17 protein-coding genes and 1 pseudogene are annotated in these 18854 nt (G+C 68.9%); 8 read left to right on the plus strand and 10 right to left on the minus strand.

Translation table 11 applies throughout. The features are described 5' to 3' along the window. Nucleotides 1-15: 15 nt before the first annotated feature. The 7 genes from ACGFI8_RS04315 to ACGFI8_RS04345 all read right to left on the minus strand — a co-directional run bounded on the left by ACGFI8_RS04315 (nucleotide 16) and on the right by ACGFI8_RS04345 (nucleotide 7451). Nucleotides 16-1740 (minus strand): Ig-like domain repeat protein, encoded by a 1725-nt coding sequence (locus ACGFI8_RS04315; protein ID WP_392799838.1) that lies wholly within the window; start codon nucleotides 1738-1740, stop codon nucleotides 16-18. Between the two features lie 82 nt (nucleotides 1741-1822). After that, nucleotides 1823-2872, minus strand: coding sequence for a PstS family phosphate ABC transporter substrate-binding protein (locus ACGFI8_RS04320; RefSeq protein ID WP_392799840.1), 1050 nt, complete (start codon nucleotides 2870-2872; stop codon nucleotides 1823-1825). Between the two features lie 228 nt (nucleotides 2873-3100). Then, entirely contained in the window at nucleotides 3101-3580 is a 480-nt protein-coding gene (locus ACGFI8_RS04325; RefSeq protein WP_392799843.1) for a hypothetical protein, read from the minus strand. Nucleotides 3581-3802: 222 nt separating this feature from the next. Further along, nucleotides 3803-4564, minus strand: coding sequence for a DUF427 domain-containing protein (locus ACGFI8_RS04330; RefSeq protein WP_392799845.1), 762 nt, complete (start codon nucleotides 4562-4564; stop codon nucleotides 3803-3805). Nucleotides 4565-4637: 73 nt separating this feature from the next. After that, nucleotides 4638-5531, minus strand: a complete 894-nt coding sequence (locus ACGFI8_RS04335) for an alpha/beta fold hydrolase (RefSeq protein WP_392799847.1) — start codon at nucleotides 5529-5531, stop codon at nucleotides 4638-4640. A gap of 204 nt (nucleotides 5532-5735) precedes the next feature. Beyond that, entirely contained in the window at nucleotides 5736-6917 is a 1182-nt protein-coding gene (locus tag ACGFI8_RS04340) for a cytochrome P450 (RefSeq protein ID WP_392799849.1), read from the minus strand. Between the two features lie 405 nt (nucleotides 6918-7322). Next, on the minus strand, nucleotides 7323-7451 hold the full coding sequence (locus ACGFI8_RS04345; protein WP_392799852.1) for a hypothetical protein: 129 nt from the start codon (nucleotides 7449-7451) through the stop codon (nucleotides 7323-7325). A 71-nt stretch (nucleotides 7452-7522) separates the two neighbouring features. Here ACGFI8_RS04345 and ACGFI8_RS04350 point away from each other — a divergent pair, with 71 nt between their 5' ends. The 4 genes from ACGFI8_RS04350 (at nucleotide 7523) to ACGFI8_RS04365 (ending at nucleotide 12766) form a co-directional block, all read left to right on the plus strand. Continuing rightward, nucleotides 7523-8305 (plus strand): maleylpyruvate isomerase family mycothiol-dependent enzyme, encoded by a 783-nt coding sequence (locus ACGFI8_RS04350; protein ID WP_392799854.1) that lies wholly within the window; start codon nucleotides 7523-7525, stop codon nucleotides 8303-8305. Nucleotides 8306-8626: 321 nt separating this feature from the next. Then, nucleotides 8627-9091, plus strand: a complete 465-nt coding sequence (locus ACGFI8_RS04355; protein ID WP_392799857.1) for a hypothetical protein — start codon at nucleotides 8627-8629, stop codon at nucleotides 9089-9091. 872 nt (nucleotides 9092-9963) lie between these two features. Beyond that, a complete protein-coding gene (locus tag ACGFI8_RS04360; protein WP_392799859.1) occupies nucleotides 9964-11748 on the plus strand; it encodes a pentapeptide repeat-containing protein in 1785 nt (594 codons plus the stop codon). A 514-nt stretch (nucleotides 11749-12262) separates the two neighbouring features. Continuing rightward, on the plus strand, nucleotides 12263-12766 hold the full coding sequence (locus tag ACGFI8_RS04365) for a DUF4145 domain-containing protein (protein WP_392799861.1): 504 nt from the start codon (nucleotides 12263-12265) through the stop codon (nucleotides 12764-12766). Nucleotides 12767-12837: 71 nt separating this feature from the next. On the opposite strand, the pseudogene ACGFI8_RS04370 reads toward ACGFI8_RS04365, so the two are convergent. The 3 genes and pseudogenes from ACGFI8_RS04370 to ACGFI8_RS04380 all read right to left on the minus strand — a co-directional run. After that, nucleotides 12838-13146: pseudogene (locus tag ACGFI8_RS04370) on the minus strand (HAD hydrolase-like protein); the annotation flags it as partial. Nucleotides 13147-13305: 159 nt separating this feature from the next. Next, nucleotides 13306-14550, minus strand: coding sequence for a helix-turn-helix domain-containing protein (locus ACGFI8_RS04375; protein ID WP_392799864.1), 1245 nt, complete (start codon nucleotides 14548-14550; stop codon nucleotides 13306-13308). Next, nucleotides 14547-14867, minus strand: coding sequence for a putative quinol monooxygenase (locus tag ACGFI8_RS04380; RefSeq protein ID WP_392799866.1), 321 nt, complete (start codon nucleotides 14865-14867; stop codon nucleotides 14547-14549). The genes ACGFI8_RS04375 and ACGFI8_RS04380 overlap by 4 nt, the downstream gene beginning before the upstream one ends. A gap of 404 nt (nucleotides 14868-15271) precedes the next feature. Between ACGFI8_RS04380 and ACGFI8_RS04385 the strand changes: the two genes are divergently transcribed. The 4 genes from ACGFI8_RS04385 (at nucleotide 15272) to ACGFI8_RS04400 (ending at nucleotide 18846) form a co-directional block, all read left to right on the plus strand. After that, entirely contained in the window at nucleotides 15272-15505 is a 234-nt protein-coding gene (locus ACGFI8_RS04385) for a DUF6284 family protein (RefSeq protein ID WP_392799869.1), read from the plus strand. Beyond that, nucleotides 15505-15732: a hypothetical protein gene (locus ACGFI8_RS04390; protein WP_392799871.1), complete on the plus strand. Its 228-nt coding sequence runs from the start codon at nucleotides 15505-15507 to the stop codon at nucleotides 15730-15732. The genes ACGFI8_RS04385 and ACGFI8_RS04390 overlap by 1 nt, the downstream gene beginning before the upstream one ends. A gap of 1 nt (nucleotide 15733) precedes the next feature. Next, nucleotides 15734-16531, plus strand: a complete 798-nt coding sequence (locus ACGFI8_RS04395) for an ABC transporter permease (RefSeq protein WP_392799874.1) — start codon at nucleotides 15734-15736, stop codon at nucleotides 16529-16531. A gap of 89 nt (nucleotides 16532-16620) precedes the next feature. Then, nucleotides 16621-18846, plus strand: a complete 2226-nt coding sequence (locus ACGFI8_RS04400) for a cell division protein FtsK (RefSeq protein WP_392799877.1) — start codon at nucleotides 16621-16623, stop codon at nucleotides 18844-18846. Nucleotides 18847-18854 lie beyond the last annotated feature (8 nt).

Raw genomic sequence — 18854 nt, forward strand, 5'->3', positions numbered from 1 at the left:
GGTTTGCGCCGCGGGTTACGGGCTGACCAGGGTCAGCGTCAGGGTGCTCTGGTACAGACCGGTCGGGGACGTGTCCGGAATCCGCAGCTCCACGGAGGCGCTGAGGTTCTGGGTGCCCAGACCGTTGCCCGGGGCGGCCTTGGCGAACAGGCTGCTGGTGTGCAGACCGTCGCTGCCGGCCGTCTTGAGCTTGGAGTCGACCGCGGAGCCGGCCGCCAGCGTGCCCTCGGCGTCGCCGCCGGTGGCGAGAGCGGGCGCCCAGCCGAGGTTGCTGGCCGTCACCGTGGTGGAGCCGTTGACGAAGTCGCTGGCCTGGCCGTTGAGCGTCCAGCCATCCTGCGACGGACGGGTGTCGTTCACGGACACGCCGGTCAGCGAACCGGTGAACACCCACGCGTGGCGGTGACCCGTCGGGTCGGTCGCCTGCGCCGGGTGGCCGTTCGGGTCGTTGACCGGAATCTGGGTCAGGTGCACGGCCGTGCCGGACGCGACCTGCAGCGACAGGGCGCCCGCGAAGGGCTGGGTGTCGTTCTGGGCGTCGACCGGCACGGCGGACGAGTTGCTGCCCACAACGGCGTAGTTGATGATCGACGAGGACGACGCCTGGTAGCCGTTGTCGCTCGGCGTGAAGGTGGCGATGAGCAGGTGGTTACCGATACCGAGGCTCGCGGTCAGGGTCGCGGCACCGGTCGCGGCGTTGTAGCTGCCCGCACCGAGGTCGGTCGCACCATCGAAGAAGTGCACCGAGCCGGCCGTGCCGACCGGGGCGACGGACGCCGACATGGTGACGGCGACCTTGCCATCGCTACCGGCGGTCGTGCCGCTCGGCGGGTTCACCGAGAGGGCGGTCGTGGTGGGGATGCCGGGCTGGTTCACCGTGTAGGACAGCGCCGTCGACGTCGAAGCGTTGAACGCGTCCGTGTTGGCCGGCGTGAACTGCGCGGTGAACGAGTGGTTGCCGGACGACGGGTTGATCTTCAGGGTGGCGACGCCCGTCGCGGCGTTGTAGCTGGCGGCGCCGAGGTCCGTGGCGCCGTCGAAGATGCGCACCGAACCGGCGGTGCCGGCCGGCGTGACGTTGGCGGTCAGGGTGACCTGGCTGCCAGCGGGCGCCGGGCTGTTCGGGCTGGCCGTCAGGTTGGTGGTGGTGGACGTCTTCGTGCCCGGGTACACCACCGACCAGGTGCCGGCCGCCGGGTCGACCTGGATGTCAGCCCGGTAGTACTGCGTGTTCGTCGGCTGGCCCGCCGCCGTGGTGAAGAGCCGCAGCTGGTAGATGTTCGCCAGGTTCTGCGCCGTCTCGGTGTTCGGGTTCGACGCGATGTAGCTCGCCAGCGTGGTGCTGGCGGTGGGCGACACCACCGCGTTGGTGGAGGTGTTCAGCGGCGCCGGAGCGGCCGCGTTCGGGTAGTTCGACGAGCCCGTGATCGTGGCGCTGGCGAACAGGTCCGGCGTGGTGCCGGCCTTCGGCGTGGCCAACCGCAGGAACGCGCGGTTGTCACCGGGGCGGCCAGACCCGTCCGCCTCCGCGTAGGCGACGATCGGGCTGTCGTTCACGCTGCCGCCGGTGATGACCTGACCGGACGCGTTGTAGAGCTTGAGCGCGCCAGCCGCGCTCGGGTCCGGCTCGAACGGCGGCGTGATCGTCGCCGCGAACGCGCTGCCCCCGCTCACGAGAACGCCGGCCGCGACGACCAGGGCGGCTGCCCCGACCATCAACGACCTCGAGCGAATGCCCACTTGGGGCTCCCTTCCTGTGGGACCGGCCGGCGGCGCCGACCGGGATTGCGAACGTGCGATGGAGCTGGTGGTGCGACCGGCGTCAGGCCGTGTGGCACAGGCCCGCGTCGGCGTACTGGTAGTTGAAGCCCGCCGCGTCACCGATCAGCGGCTGCGCCAGGAACGACGTCGACATGAACCCGCCCGGGGCGAACAGGTCCTTGTTCCACTTCTGGTTGACCTCGCTCTGGCGCACGACGATGTACACCGGGCGCGTCGTGCTGAAGCCGGCGTTGAGCAGCTTCACCGGGTCGGAGCTGAGCGGGGTGCCGTTGTTGAAGTACCCGTTGTGGATCATGACGATCCGAGCGGTCGAGAACGGCGCGATGGCGTTCGCGTTGCCCTGGATCGCCGACGGGTCGTGCTCCTCGGCCCGGACCACGTCCGCGCGCACCTGGGCCTCGGTCAGGCCCAGCTGCTGGATGAAGAACTGCTCGGTGCCCGAGGTGGACGGCGGCAGGATCGGCACGATCGGCGTGTTGGCCGCCGCGCCCGGGCCGTTCCAGCCGCTGACCTGGCCCCAGTTGCGGATGGTGCCGGTCGCCGAGAAGATCTGCACCAGGTCGGCCTTGCTGATGCCGTTGGTGCCGGCGTTGGTCGTCACCTGGTTCGACACGGCGATCTTCAGGCCATCCAGCGCCATCTGGTAGCAGTGCAGGCCGCCCCAGCCGTTCGCGGCGGCGGCGTCGTCCTCGGCCTTCGACGGCGGACGCGACATGCGCGCGAACTGCACCTTGTGCACCGCGCCCTTGTCGCTGTTGTTCATGTAGTTGATGCCGCCACCGGTGCCGTTGGGCCGAGTGACCGGCACGGTGCCCGCGCGCAGCACCACGCCGGCGCCGTTGGTCAGCTTGCCGTTCGCGTCGCCGGTCGCGTCGAAGTTGATGACGCGAGCGCCGGACGAGTTGACACCCGGGTTGCCGAGGTAGTCGCCGTCGGCGAGGAAGTTCACGGCGAACTGGATCGTGTCCGATCCGACGCCGACGACGTCCACAGCCTCGGGGGCGTGGTCGGCGTGCGCCGGGGTGGCCTGGGTAAGCATGAGGGCCGTGACCCCCAGGATCCCGAGGCCGGCCTTGCTGAGTCTTCTCATTGAAGAGCCCTTCCGCCTTGCCGGAGTTCCCTGACATTTCGCCGCACCCACGAATGGATGCGGAAGAGAACGCTGGCATTCTCGAACCAAATATCGGAGGTTGAATCATGAACGACGAATGAAGCATTTTTCGCGTCTTCGGGAAGGGCAGGCGCGACCGTCGCGGTCACCATTTCGGCCACCGCGATCGGATGAAGCTGTTCAGATATTCGGCGGAAACGGGCCAGGTCAGGCGACCCGCCAGGCCGGATCACGCCGCGCGCCGCGCTGCGCCGACGACGTCTCCACCACGCCGTGGCTCATCCGCTCGACCGCCCGGGGCGCCTCGCGCAGCAGCCGCCGGCCCTCGGTCAGCAGCGCGGCGGGCAGCGCCGCCAGGAATCGCCCGACGTTGTACTGGCACTCGCGCGCCCGCAAATACGAGCGGTGCGAGACCGCGACCGGCGCGCCGTCGAGCTCGACCCGCCACACCCAGTGGCCGCTGCTGCCCAGCGCGGTCGACACGGCGCTGAGGCGGTCGGCCGCGCGCACCACGCCGAGCACGGCCTCACGGCACTGCGCCTCGGTGTCGAAGGGGCGCTCTCCGCGGCCCAGGATCCGGTTGTTGGGCGAGCACAGCATCCATGCAGTCCGTTGTTGCCGGTCCGCAACAGACTCGTCATCGTCGGGTGTGACGATCGCCAGGAAAATGAACCGTGGCGGCAGCATGTGGACATTCCTCCCCGAATGTTCGTTACCGGCACGCCGGGACGCTCGTAGCATGCCGGCGCGCAGGCCACCGTGCTGACATTCGATATCGGCGATGACGGGCCGCGCGTACTAAACCGCACGCCAGACATGCACGAGATGAACATCAAGAAACGGGGAGTAATCCATTCAGCAGAAATGGCTGACCGAACAGGCGATAGCCACGCCAGCCTTAACTGTGTCTTAGGTGCTGGAAGCGCCGACGGAGCTCGGCCGGGGCATCAGCGCGCCCTCGACGTACGTGTCGACCTTCTCGTTGTAGAAGCTCACCAGGCCGGCGATCGACCGGCTCTCCGGCAGCGGCGTCGAGTACGACCACGCGACGTCAGAGTGCAGCGCACCGCCGATGCGGGCGGACCAGTACTCCGCCTTGCCCTTGTACGGGCAGCCGGTCGCGGAGTCGGTGTGCTCCAGCAGGTCCATCCGCACATGGGGCTTCGGCAGGTAGTACCGCACCGGCAGCCCGGTCTCGAACAGCAGCCGCGGCGCGTCGGAGTCGGCCACGGTGACGCCGTCGATCTCCACCCGGACCCGGCGGGAACTGGGCAGGATGTCGACGCGGGTGTACGGGTCGCGCGGGTGGACGAAGACCTCCTCGTCCTCCTCGAACCAGGCGTCCATCGCGCCCCACTCGAAGCGGTAGTGACCGCCGATCTCCTCCATCGGCGAGTCCGCGTAGTACAGCGCGCCACCCGGCGCGGTGCGCCCGCCGGCGGCGACCGTGTGCACCGCGGCGTCACCCCGGCTGGGCGAGTGCCTGACCTCGCCGTCCGGGACTAGCATCTCGGTGCGCACGTCGGCGGCCGGGAAGTAGTACGTCGGGTAGTACGGCTTCTCCCACACCAGCAGCGGGGCCACCGTGTCGGCGACCGGAACGCCGCCCAGGTAGGTGCGAACGCGCTTGGCCCCCGGCTCGACGCGGACCCGTCCTCGCTTCGTGGCCATATACCTTATTGTCCACGGCGCACGGTTGGTCGACACCCTCGGCGGGGCCGCGGCCACCGCCGACCGGACCGGCCTACCGGCTCGCCCGGGCCGGCATGCCGCGGTCCATGGTCCGATCCAGGAACCCGGCGATCAGGGGCGCGGCCTCGTCCAGGTGGGACTCGAGCAGGAAGTGGCCGCCGTCGAGCAGGTGGATCTCGGCGTCCGGCAGGTCGCGACGGAACGCCTCCGCGCCGGCCGGCCCGAAGATGCGGTCGTTGCGCCCCCACACCGCCATCAGCGGCACCTGCGACGCTCGGAAGTAGTCGTGGACCGCCGGGTACATCACGACGTTGCTCGGATAGTCGGCGAAGAGCGCGAGCTGAACCTCGTGGTTGCCGGGCCGGCTGACCTGCGCGTGGTCGTGCAGCCACGAGTCGGGGTCCACAAGATCCGGATTCGGTACCCCGTGCACGTACTGCCACCGGATGCCGCGCTCGCTCAGCGCCTCCAGCAGGGGCTCGGCGTCCTGCGGGTCGCGGCTCTCGGAGTAGCGCCACAGCGGCTCCCAGAACGTGTCGACGAAGCCCTCCTCGTAGGCGTTGCCGTTCTGCGACACGATCGCCCGGACGTGCTCCGGGTGGCGCAGGGCGAGCCGCCAGCCGGTCGGAGCGCCGTAGTCCTGCACGTACATCGCGTACTCGGCGATGCCCCGCTGCGTCAGGAACGCCTCGACCACGTCCGCCAGCCGGTCGAAGGTGTACTCGAACTCGGTCACCGGCGGCGCGCTGCCCAGCCCGAAGCCGATCAGGTCCGGCGCGATGACGTGGTAGTCGCCGGCCAGCCGCGGGATGAGCTCGCGGAACATGTGCGAGCTGGCCGGCGCGCCGTGCAGCAGCACGATGTGCGGCGCGGCCGGGTCGCCGGCCTCGCGATAGAAGACGGTCTGCCCGTCGACGTGCGCGGTGCGGTGATGAACGTGAGCCACGACCGGACCCCTGCCCGCCGCGCAGCGGAAGAATCGCGGCCGCCGGATGATTCGCGGCGCCGGCGACATCGGAATCTCACCCGGCCGGCGACAAGTTGCCGATCGATAGACCTTGGTACATGAGGATCATATGCCGTAAAGTGCGTCGGTAGGACCGGCATCTTCCCCCGTGGATGCCGGTCCCCTTTTGCTGCGGCCCCGTTTTCAGCCCTGCAACGCGACGCGCAGCGTCGACAGGGACCGGCTGCGGAACGAGCGGCGCCACGCGGGGCCGTCAGACGGCTCCGCCAAGGTCAGACGCGGGTGGCGTCGAAGCAGCTCGCGGACGGCCACGTCGGTCTCCAGGATCGCCAGAGCCGTGCCGAGGCAGTGGTGCGGACCGTGGCCCAGGCCCAGGTGCGGCGCGCTCGGGCGACGCAGGCGGAACACGTCCGGGTCGTCGACGACCGACGGATCGCGGTTCGCGGCGGCCAGGCTCAGCAGGACCGTGGCGCCTTTGGGGATCGTCACCGGACCGTAGGCCAGGTCTTCCAGGGCGAACCGGCGGATCGACAGCTGCGCCGCAGGCTCGTGCCGCAGGGTCTCGTCGATCGCGGCGCGGCGCAGGTCGGCATCGTCGCGGACGTCATCGAGCAGGTGCGGGTGCCGCAGCAGGGCCAGGACGCAGTTACCGATCAGGTTGATCGAGTTCTCGTAGCCGGCGAAGATCGTCAGGAAGGCCAGCGACGTCAGCTCCTCCTCGCTGAGGCGGTCGTCGGCGTCGTGGGCCGTGATCATCGCGGTCAGCAGGTCGTCGGTGGGCTCGGCGCGTTTGCGGCGGATGAGGTCCACCAGGAACTGTTCGATCGCCATGACCGCGCGGGCCGGGGCCTTCGGGTCGTCGGGCGGCGGGCTCATGAGGGTGTTGGTCCAGGCGCGCATCTGGTCCATGTCGGCGTCGGGCAGCCCCAGCATGTCGCAGATCGTCGCGATCGACAGTGGCGTGGCATATCCGCTCACCAGGTCGACGTCGGTGTCTGCGGCAAGGCGGTCGAGCAGGTCGTTCGCGGTCCGCTCGACACGCGGGCGAAGGGCCTCGACCCGGCGCGGGGTGAACGCCGGTGCGACCAGCCGGCGGATCCGCGTGTGGTCCGGCGCGTCCATGTTGAGCAAGTTGGCGTCAAGCCTCGGCGGAAGCGAAAAACCGGCCCAACCGCCGGCGGAGTTACGCTTGTCGAGCGAAAGCCGCGGGTCGGCGAGCGCGGCGCGGACGTCCTCGTAGCGGGTCAGCAGCCAGACCGGCGAACCGTCGGGCAGCGTCACCTGGTGGGCGGGTCCGCCGGCGCGCAGCGTCGCGGAGAACCCGTGCGGGTCCGCGAGCAGCGCGTCCATCGCGGCTGTGGTCATGCCTTGCTCCCGATCTGGCTGGTACCGGTCGTCAAGTGGCGGTCGGTGGTCGGCAGCCCGCCGCGCCAGGCGTCCCAGCGTGCCCGCCGCTGTGGCTCGTCGCCGCATTGCGCCCCATCGACGGTACCGTCCGCCGGAGGCGAATCGAGGAGTGCGCGGCGCTCCGCCTCGTATGCGAGGCAGGCCACCAGGATTTGCGCGGCACGCACGACGGCATCACGGGGCTGGCCGGTGAGGCCCTGCGCGTTTGGCGCTCGCCGCCGCGGCCACGGCCACGGTGTCGCTCATGTGGCGACGCAACTGGCGGATGCCTCCCCGATCTCGACCACCCGCCGGCGCAGCGGGTGGAAGGCACGGCACTTCGGCCCCCTTCCACCCACACGTGCGGGCCTTGAGGGGGCGCCGTCAGCCGCCGATGTGGTCGGCCGGCACGGTCTGCAGCAGCCAGGCCAGCGGCATCTTGGCCGTCACTTCGTAAGTGCCGTCGGAGCTGAGCCGGTGCAGTGTCACCGTCTGCGCTGGGTCGCGCGCCACCGTCCAGCGCTCGCCGCGTCGGCTGTGAAAATCGCTGTCCGGTTGTCGGAGCACGGTGATAGACAGCCAACGTGGCACAGACTCTGGAGTTCCCCGATCTGCTGCGGCTGATCGACGAACGGTCGGTCGCGTTCCGGGCCACGGTCGCCTCCGCGCCCAGCCTCGAGGTGCGGGTGCCGACCTGCCCCGAGTGGACGCTGTTCGATCTGGTGCAGCACCTGGGCGAGGGGCGCCGCAAGTGGGCCGCCATCGTCGGCGCAGGGCCTGCCGACGCTCCCCCGGCCAGGTCCGCATCGGAGGGTGCCCCGGTTGCCCCTCGGGAGCGCGAGGCCCTGCTGGCCTGGTTGGCCGCATCGACGCAGCAGCTGCTGGACGCACTGCGGGAGGCCGGCCCGGATCGCGGTTGCTGGACGTGGTGGGCCGGGTCGCAGTCGCCGCAGACCTGCGGTGCCGTCGCCCGGCACCAGCTCCAGGAGGTCGCGGTGCACACCTACGACGCTCAGGTCACCCTGGGCGCCCCGCAGCCGCTGCCGGGCGAGGTGGCACTCGACGGTGTCGAGGAGTTCCTGTCCACCTGCTGCGCAACGACGGCCGCCTGGCCGCACGAGCCCGCTGTCGTCGATTACCACGCCACCGAGGGCCGTTCCTGGCGCCTGCGGCTCTCCGCCGACGGCGTACGGACCGCCCGCCTCCCCGAATCCGGCACAATGCCGGACGCGGCTGACGCCTCCGCCCGGGGAACGGCCGGTGATCTGGTCCTGGCTCTGTACGGCCGTATTCCGTTGGACTTCCTGAAGCTCGACGGCGACCGACGTCATTTCGACCTGCTCGCGACCTGGGACCCGGATGAGTAGGACATGACGATGCGCCACATCGTGCGCGCCGTGGGCATGCCTCCCACCAACGGCTAGAGCCACGCCGTCGTCGCGTCCGGGCCGGCCGCATGTGCTTGCGGCGGTCGTCGGGGGGCGTCGAGTCGGCAGCGTCGGGGCCGGCTGGCCGCGGCGGCTGGGGCATCGGTCCAGACTGTTCTTGCCCTGATCGCGCTGGCCGGAACGCTGGCCGCGCCGATCCTCGGCTACCTCCTGGGTGCGGCCAACACGGAGAACGACACCAAGCAGCGAACCATTGCTGATCAGCAAGCGACGATCGATGAGCTGCGCGCCGAGAACGGCTTGCTTCGCGCGCAGGTCGCGAATCCCGTCGGCCGGGCCGACCCGAGCGCATCCAGTCCCGACTCATCCCCGTCCCCGGAGGTCGGGAAGCAGCGTCGAAGCGGAACGCTCACCCTCTCGTTCCTGTACTGCGCCGACCTGGACGCCGACGCGCCGGACTGGCTGGTAACGAACACGGACTGCGGCAATGGCCGCGATGTCCTGCTAGGACAGGACTTTCAGGGACTGCGGGCGGGTAAGGGGGTGGAGCTCGCCGTAGTGCAACGCGAGCAAGCCTCGTTCGCAGGATGCCGCGCCGAAAAGGCGCTCAGTGCAGCGGTCCCGTACAGCCAGCTGCAGCCGAAGACCCTCGTCTGCGCACGAACCACGGAGAAGAACGTGGCGCTGCTGGAGGTCGTGACGATCGACGGCGTACCGACGCAGCCGGAGAAGATCACCTTCAACGTGACCGTCTGGGGCCCGTGACCCGCACCGGCAGCCTCGACCGGTGTCGTCAAACACGGGCGGCGCCACCGGTGCGCGGGGCCCAGGCTCGGGCAGCCGCCACGCGAGCGGCCTGACGCGGCCCGGCCGCCCACCGTCGGGGCTCGGGCCGTACCTGCGCCAAGCCTTCGCCTGGGCCGCCGTCGCGTGAGAGGGCCTGGGTGGATCCAGCGAAGGGAGCGTGAAGAATTCGCAAGGCACGCACGGACCGCAACCCGCCACGGGTTTGAGGGGGCGTGGGTGGAGCGAAGCTCCCCCACTGCCAGGAGCGAGCGAAGCGAGCGGGCAAGGCTACTCATCAAACGGCGAACGCCCCCTGCGTGAGCAGGGGGCGTTCAGATGAGTAGCGGGGACAGGATTTGAACCTGCGACCTCTGGGTTATGAGCAGATCGTGAACCGTCTCAGCGCTCGCACCCGATCGCGTCCGGTTCCTCATGACCTGGCCGAGCAACTCCGAGCGTCTCACCCGTGCCGGTCGGTCCTCGGCCGTACCAAAGCGTCCCGGCTACATATTTGGCTACGACTTCGAGTCGCTGAACAGCCTAGACGCTCGGCGGCAGCGTCACCGAACGTGCATGATCGTCGCCATCCTGCGCGGGTTCGTGTCCGGCGCTAGCCTGCGGCTCCGGGCGTGACAGCAGGGCGGTGGAGCTGGAAGCGCGGACCTTCCGCTTTTCAGGTGTAGTGAAGCCCGGGTGGTGGGCCTGCGACGCGCTGATGACCGTGCTCTGCCGACCATAATCGGCTGCCTTCGTACGTCTCCGTTGCTACACGCGTTGCTACACGGATCGGCGCTGTGTCGTAGCCCGATCGGAGGAAGCACCTCTTGCGGGACATCGATGCAATAGACGCTATGACGACCAAGCGTCGACGCGTGACAAGAAGCGGCACACAGATGCGCGGCCTGTGGAGTTGGCTGCGTGATCGCAGGCAGCGGTTGCTATTGCCGGTGGGCATGTTCCTCCTCATCACCGGCATTGCCTCCGTCTTGCTGGGCTGGTGGGACCACTACGTTTGGCCAGTCGCGGTCGGTACGGGTCGACATTGGCTATCGGTGCTGCTGTTTAGCGTCGGTGCTGCCGCGATCGTGGCGTGGACAGCAGGGACCCGGCGTCGGCGCCGGTGGCCGGGCCGGGTGCGCCGGGGTCGACGGGAACCGATCGCGGTATGGCTGCCGTTGTCGGCGCATATCGGCGGACTGCTACTGCTGTCGGTCGCGGTCGCCATCGGCATGGGTGCGCTGCTCTGGTGGGCTCTCGGAAAGCCGCCGGTTAATGCACTACCAACCACGCCAACAGCCGCTCAGGGTGCTCCGACGTGGACGGTGTCCAACACGTTCGAAGCAATGAAGATCGTGCTGTCCATCGTGGCCGGCATCGGAGCGGTGGTGGCGTTGACCGTTGCGTACCGCAAGCAGGACCAGGGCGAGGCGGCCGAGCACCGAGAAGAAACCAAGCTGTTCAACGACCGGTTTGGCAAGGCGGCCGACCAGCTCGGCTCGGACAAGGCTGCGGTCCGGCTTGCCGGTGTATACGCGATGGCAGGGCTTGCCGATGACTGGCGGGAGGGTCGTCAGACCTGCATCGACGTGCTGTGCGCCTACGTGCGGATGCCGTGGCCCGAACTGCCCGCACAGTCACCGCCGGATGCTGCTGTAGCTCCGGCTGAGGACGGGAGTACCAACGAGACGCCAGCCGTGACCACACGGGAGTTCGCCGAAGAGCGTCAGGTGCGGCACACCATCATCCGAGTCATCCGCGACCGCCTTCGCCCAGGGAAACCGGGCGACGTCGACCGGTGGCACGGGCACCACTTCGACTTCTCCCGCGCCGAGTTCCACGGAGGCGACCTCAGCAACATCGAGGTCACCGACGAGACAAATGTCGACTTCGGCGGCGCGACGTTCTTGGGCAATATCATGCTCCGCTTCCTCGGCGCGAAGTTCTCCGGCGGCACGGTCTCCTTCACCTTCGCGACGTTTTCCGGCGGCACGCTCTACTTCCCCGGCGCGACGTTCTCTGGCAGCACGGTCCGCTTCGGCGCTGCGACGTTCTCCGATGGCGCGATCGACTTCAACCGCGCGACGTTCTCTGGTGGCGAGGTCGACTTCGTCGGCACGGCCTTCTCTGGCGGCGAGGTCGACTTCGACCACGCGACATTCTCCGGCAGTACGGTCGACTTCATGCACGCGACGTTCTCCGGCAGCATGGTTAACTTCGCCAATGCGACGTTCTCCGGCGGCATGGTCGGCTTCGTCGGCGCGACGTTCTCTGGCGGCATGGTCCAATTCGAACGCGCGACATTCTCCGGCAGCTTGGTCAACTTTGGCGTCGCGACGTTCTCCGGCGGCACGGTCTCCCTCGGCTATGTGAGGTTTTCCAAAAGCACGGTTTACTTCTTCGGTGCGACGTTCTCCGGCGGCACGGTCAGGTTCGTCGGCGCGACGTTCTCTGGCGGCATGGTCCAATTCGACAACGCGATGTTCTCTCGTGGCACGGTTTATTTCGTCGGCGCGACGTTTTCCGGTGGCAAGGTCGACTTCGGCAGCGCAGGAGATTGGTCGGTTCCGCCTATTGGGCTTCCTACTGCCAGTGCCTTTGTGGTTCTCCCCGCAGGGCATGGTGATCGTTTGACGTAGTAGACCGGATGATGCGTAGGGCCTGAGACGCAACTCCACGAACGGCCCCGGGCACACCGTCTCCGTTTCAGGTGTAGTGAAGCCCGGGTGCCGGCCGTGTGCTGGCCCCTGCGGCGCGCTGGTGACCGTGCCCGGTCGACCAGGATCGGCTGCCGTCGTGCGGGGCCGTTGCTACACCGACAGATTTACAGAGCCCACACTCAAGAGCCTCTGACCAGGACGAACACTGATTCACAGGGATACGGCGACACAGATGTGACACAAGGCGAGCTGGCGGCCCGGAAAATACGAGGTTAATCGCCGTACCGCTGTGGCAGGCTGTCCGACCGGAGACATCAGGGAACGAGGTAGGATCATGACTTCCTTCATTGGGCCGCCCCAGAGCGACCAGGCGAGAGCGAACTGCCCTCGATGTGGCACTGTCGCGGCAGCCTTCAGCAAATCCAACAAGACCGTCGTGGATGACCACACTTGGGCGCTGGTCGCGACCTGCGGGGTATGCGAGGAAGGGACAGTGATCATCGAGCGCGGAACGCGCGAGCGCGTTAGCAGCGGCACGACAATCTACAAGCTGGAGCAGCCGATCTTCTGGTGGCCTACACCCAATGCAGCGGAACGCATCGATCCTGATGCCGGGCTGCCCGATAAGGCACGCGACGCGTACGCGGAGGGCCTTCGCTGCCTGGCTGTCCAAGCGCCGAATGCTGCTGCTGGCCGCTTCCGGTCTGCTCTGGCTGTCATCGCCGACGACAAGGGCGGGCAAGACGTCAAGTCAGAGCGGACCCTCACCGGCAAGCTCAAGCGACTCTACGAGGGCAACCCGCTCCTAGTCGCACTCGGCGAGCACACGGACACGATCAAAGTGATCGGTGACGCTGGGACTCACCAAGAAGAGTGGCCCCCGGTGTCCCAGGAGCAAGCGGAGCTTGCGGGGCAACTTGTACGGCACCTGATCGAGGCGCTCTACGAGTTTCCGGCCCGCATGCTCCGCTCGCGCCCGGTCCGCCCACCCAAGTAACGCCGGCGCCTAATCTTGGTGACCCTGCCGACCCCGTGCGGGGTACTTCAACCGGACGGAACGGCCACCGGCTACTCGAAGTGGCTCGCCGAGAACCAAGAGAGCCCCGTCCATCGAGACGGGGCTCTCAGGTCTTGTTCGCGGCTGCCTATCGCGCGGCGGCGATCGCGCCGAGCAATTCCTCCATCGAGGTCACCACGGCGTCGGCCGCACCGAACGCCGCGACTTTCACGGCCGGTGGCGTAGCCGAGGGCGCGCGCGCCTGCGGCGCGGGCGCCCTCGATGTCGGACAGCGAGCCGCCGACGAGTACGCAAGCTCCGACGTTGGCTGCGAGCGCTTCTGCCGCCTGCCGGATCGGCGCGGGATGCGGCTTCATACACGCTGGGTCGGTAGGGACGACCGATTCTGCAGCTTTCGCGACGGATTACACTCGTAAGATTACTTCGGCTTTGACCTGCATAAACGCCCCGTACGCCAGGGCCATTGCCACGCCCTTACCGCGAACCGTGCTTGTGGGTGTCCGCGCCGTGCCTTTCTTCTAGGGTTGAGCGTCGGCGCGCTCGGCGAGCGCCCTCAGTTCCGGGGACGTTGCGCGACCGGCGATCAGGATCAATTCCCTGATGGCGCTCCGTGCTGCTACGTGCGTGTGGATCAGTTCGGGGGCGAGTTCCTCAGCCTGCAGCAGACAGACGAGCGCCTCGCCCGTCTGTCTGCGTTGGGCGTAGGCGCGTCCCATGTCCAAGGCCAGCCGGGCGCGCCGTTCGATGGACAGTGCTCCGGCGTCTACCTGTTGCCCGATGTCGATCGCTTCGCCAGCGTCCCCAAGTTCGACGGCGATGGAGACGGCCTGGATCTCCACGTTCGTTGGTCCGAACTCAAGGTTGAAGTCGTTCCGGTCGCTTCCTAGTCGTCGCGCCACCTGTCGGGCGTGGTCGATCTCGCGGCGCGCCTCAGCACGGTTCCCGGCTCGTGCATGGACGAGCGCCAGGACGAGATGGAGCGATCCCATCACCGAAAGCGCCTCGGCCTCGGCGGATTCGTCCGGTGTGTGCTGGTGCAGTGCGTTCACGGCGGTTGTTGCCGCGTGTTCGGCCTGGTCGACGCGCTTGAGGCGGACGAACGCCTGAGCGAGCCGAAACACCCCAGCGAACACGTGCAGCGCCTCACCGGATCGCTCGGCAGCGTTGATTGCCCGGTCCGCCGCGATCCATGCCGCGTCCGGCTCGTCTTGCCGCACGAACGCCGCCGACAACGCCTGGTAGGTGCGGCTCAGCAGCGACCAAAGTGCCGGCCGTTCGTCATCCGGTGCCGTCCGGGCTGCCCGCTCCAAGCGCGGGACCAGCGGACCGATGGAGGCGCTCAGTTCCGCGAGCTGGTTCGCGTGTGTCAGAGCCCAAATCTCGTCAACGGCTGCCTGCAACTCGGCCAGGCTCACCGGCGCGGCGACGACCTCCCCCGCGAGTAGGACCTCTGGCACTGGATGCCCGGAGATCACGAGCCGAGCCTGATCTAGATCGTTCGCCGGGAGGACGGCCTCATCACGAACCGGAGTCTCCGGCGCGATGGGCGAGTCAGGTTGCAGCGCCTGGACAGACACGCCGAGGCCGTCGGCCAGGAGGCGGAGCACGTCCAGCCTCGCGACCGGCTGAACCCCCCGCTCCACCTGTGAGAGCCAGCTCGACGTACGTCCAAGCTCGGCGGCAAGCTCGCCCTGGGTCATGCCGCGCTGCTTCCGCAGCTCGGCGACCCGCGCTCCGAACGCGCGTTGCTCCTCGGTGATCACCGGCGCATCGGCCCCTTTCCGGATTCGGCCTGCATGAACGTGACGTCGACGCCGCTCGTGTACTGCACCCGCTCGGCCAGGAAGTGCTTGGTGTGCGGCTGCTCCTCGTGGAAGTCGAACGCCGCGCGGTCGGCGTACAGCTCGTAGAACACGCGCGTCAGTGGCTGGTCCGGCACTGAATGCACCACATACGCCAACGTGTCCGGTTCGTGCCGCTCAATCTCGGGCGTCGTCCGCGACACCAGGTCATCAAACCCCTCTGCGGCCTTCTCGTCGTGGAGGTGGAAGTGGACGACGAGTGCGAATCCCCTGCTCATTGCCTGCCTCTCGTAGTGGTCACACTCAGCTTGCCAGACCCGCAGTGCTACTGCCAATCGCAGAAATTCTTGACTCGCAGAAACGCTGCGACTACCTTCGCAGTAGAGCTGCTAGTGAGCGATCGCAGGCAGCTTGACCGGCTGGTACCAGGCACGGCGGGGTGGCTACGGCTGCGCCGCTCGTGGACCTGCCCACCGTGTCCGCGTGCCTTGAGAACTCCACAGCGACACGAACGACAGCGCGTGCCAGGCCGTGCGTGAGATGTCCTGCGATGACCCCGGTAGGTCCCGGGCGAGCGGGTGAGCAAGACCGGATGGCCGCGCTGAATCGCTTACACCACAACGCTTTCCGCCCGCCCTGGATCTCTCGGCCGGGCGATCATCTCGATCTCGCAGGAGAGACCGTGAACCACGAACGTGACGAACCGACCGCCGCCGACCTGGCCGCGATCGAGACGGAGATGCCGCTGATCGAGGCGGAGATGGCCCTGCTCGACGCCGAGATCAGGGTCATGACCGCCGAACCCGAGCCGACCGCCCTGGACTGGCGCCGGATGCGCCGGGCCGAGGCGCTCGTGCGCCGGGAACTGGTCAAGCTGCACACCCGCACTGCTTCGGCCCCTGCGCGGGCCGCCTGATGAGCACGCTCCGGCTGACCTGCCCGCTCGCCGAGCGGTGCGAGTCCTGCGACGACACCACCGACCTCGACGTCTACGAAGCGGAAACCCTGGTCGGCGTGACGTGCCTGACCCTGTGCCGCATCTGCGCCGAGGACGAGTGCACGCCACCGCTCGACCTGCCCAGCGCTGTCCACCGCGCGCTGATCCACCGCGAACACCTGACCGCCACTCCGAACGGAGACTGATGTGACCACCGCTATTGCCTCCAGCGCCTACCCCGCCCCGATCGAGGCCCTGCTGCCCGAGGCCCGCGCGCTCGCCGAGCGCCTCGGCGAAATTCCCTCGCGCAACACGCTCATGAAGCAGTTCAAGATCGGCGCACCGAAGGCCAAGGCGCTCCTGGAGGCGCTCGCCGACGAGCGCGCCGAGATCCCGGCGCCGCGCTCGCTGCACGTCGTGCCGGACCTGGCGCCGCAGGACGACCCCACCGAGTCCGCCGCCCCGGTAGAGGCGCCGCTGGTCGCTGAGGCGCCCGAGCCGACGCCGCAGGCCACGGGTGACGGACACCCGGACACCAACATCACTCCGACCGTCGCCCCGGCCGCGCCGCCCGCCCGGCGCAAGCCGCGCTCGTGGCCGGTGTGGGTCCTGGCGTTGCCCGCGTTCGTGGCCATCTGGTCCGGGTGGGTCGGCCTGGGTGAGCTGACCGGGTTCGGGGTGGTCCACCCGCTGCCCGGGATCGCGGACGGGTTCAGCATCAACACCGCGATCACGCTGCCGATCGGTGTCGAGACGTACGCCGCGTACGCCCTGGCCGTGTGGCTGTCCGGCGCCTACAGCAAGTCGGTGCGGGCGTTCGCCCGCTGGTCCGCGATCGGCTCCCTGATCTTCGGCGCGGCCGGGCAGGTCGCCTACCACCTGATGACCGCCGCAGGGATCACCAATGCCCCGTGGTGGATCACCACCGCCGTTGCTTGCTTGCCCGTGGCCGTGCTCGGCATGGGTGCCGCCCTGGCGCACCTGATCCACGCCGACCACGAGTAGCGCCGCCCGGTGCGCGGCCAACGGCCCTGAGAAAGCACGGCCGCGCACCGGTCCCCTTCCCTCCATCAGGAAGTCAGGAGACCTCCAGCATGACGAGCAACGTTCCCGAGCGCGATGACCCGAACGGGTTCGACTGGTCCAAGTACGAAGACGAGGTGACCGACGTCGCCGACGTGGTCGACCTGGGCGCGGTCCGCGCCCGCCGTGGCGCGCCGACGTCGGGCGACCCCGGCCGCGACGACGACCAGGCCGACGACGACCAGGGTGACGACTACGACGCCGAGTCGGTCGACGACGGCCCCGGCCGCGACGGCGGGCCGGTCGACCAGGCCGACGACATCCCGGCTGACGCGTTGCAGCGCCAGCAGCACCGCCGGCCGATCCTGGCCGAGTGGGCACGCTCGCGGCGGGCGTTCCGTGCCGCGCTGCGGCACAAGCTCAAGGACGTCGGCTACGTCGCCGCCTATCACGCGGTGCGGACGCCGAAGTACGCCGCCAAAACCGCTGTGTGGGCGCCGGTCGGCCTATTCCGGGGCACCGGCCGGGCGCTTCGCTGGGCCAGCGCGGAAGAGGGCAACTGGGCACTTCGGCAGGCCGCCGCGCAGCGCGGAGACGCCGACGCGTGGCTCAAGCTCGACGCCCGCCGCCAGCGTCAATCCACGTGGCGCTGGTGGGTGCTAGGCGCGGCGGCCGCCGCCATGGCCACAGGGGCAACCGTGGTCGCGCTCGGCCCCGAATGGTGGCGCTACGCCGCCGCCGCTGTCGTCGTGCCCGTGCTGGCGCGGGTCGGTCGCCCGGCGGACAAGCCGCTCACCGACCGGGTGTCGGAAGGCACCCGCTACCGCAAGCTCACCGCCGAGCTGGTGCGCCGCGCGCTCACCTCGTTGCAGATCGCGGCCATCAACTCCGCGGTGGCTAAGGACTCGAAGGCGATTAGCTTCCCGGTCGACATCCACCGCGACGGCCCCGGGCACCTGGCCGTGGTCGACCTCCCGTACGGCGTGGAGGCGTCCGAAGTGGTCGCCCGCCGGGGCAAGCTCGCCTCCGCGATGCGGCTCCCGCTCGACCAGGTCTGGCCGGAACCGGCGCCGGGGCACACCGGCCGGTTGGCGCTGTGGGTCGGCTACGAACCGGCCTCCGCGATGAAGCAGCCCGCATGGCCGCTGCTGTCCGCGTCGGCGAAGGTCGACGTGTTCAAGACGTTCCCGTTCGCCACCACGCCGCGCCTCGACGCGGTCGGCATCGACCTGATGTTCCGCAACTACCTCTTCGGCGGTCAGCCGGGCAGCGGCAAGACGTTCGCGCTTCGCGATCTGATCCTGGCCGCCGCCCTGGATCCCCGGGTGGAGATCCGAGGCTACGAACTCAAGGGCGTCGGTGACTTCGCCGTCCTGGCGCCGGTCATGGCGGAGTATGGCAACGGCTTCGACGACGACACCCTGGCCCGGTGCTTCGCGTTCATCGAGTGGCTGTACGAGGAGTGCCGCCGCCGCTCCAAGCGCATCGAGCACTACGCCAAGCTGGGCAAGGCCCCGGAGAACAAGGTGACGCCGGAGTTGGCTTCCCTCAAGGGTTCCGGCCTGCACCCGCTGGTCGCTTGGTTCGATGAGCTGCAAGAGCTGATGACGTCCAAGTACGGCAAGGACGCCGGGGAGATCCTGGAGAAGGTCATCAAGCTTGGCCGTGCCCTGGGCGTCATCATCCTCATCGGGACGCAGATTCCGGATAAGGACAGCCTGCCGACCGGCATCACCCGCAACGTCAACTCCCGGTTCTGCCTGTCGGTGGCCGACCAGACCGCCAATGACATGATCCTCGGCACGTCGGCCTACAAGAACGGCCACCGCGCCACGGTGTTTCAGCCGGTCGTGGAGGCCGGGTGGGGCATCCTGGCTGGGTTCGGCAAGCCGTCGCCGGTGCGGTCGTTCTACGTCGACACCACCGCCGCCGCCCGCATCGTGGCCCGCGCGGTCGCGCTGCGCACCGGCGCCGGGACGCTGCCCAACCCCGACGAGCAGACCCGCGACGCCGCCCCGGCGTTCGACCTGCTCGGCGACCTCGCCCGCATTTGGCCGGCAGGGGAGAAGGCGGCGTGGAACGAGACGCTGTGCGCGCTGCTCGCCGAGCTGCGCCCCGACGTCTACACCGGATGGGAGCCCGCGCAGTTGTCCACGGCGCTCAAGCCGCACGGCGCGGTGAAGGTCGCCGACGTCGGCCGCCGCATCGACGGCAAGGCCACCACCCGGCGCGGCATCAAACACGCCGACCTCCTCACCGCGATCGCGGAGCGTGACCGAAAGCAGCGCGCCGACTGACTCCGCCC

The sequence above is a fragment of the Dactylosporangium sp. NPDC048998 genome (assembly GCF_043197855.1).
In the GTDB taxonomy this organism is placed as follows: Bacteria; Actinomycetota; Actinomycetes; order Mycobacteriales; family Micromonosporaceae; genus Dactylosporangium.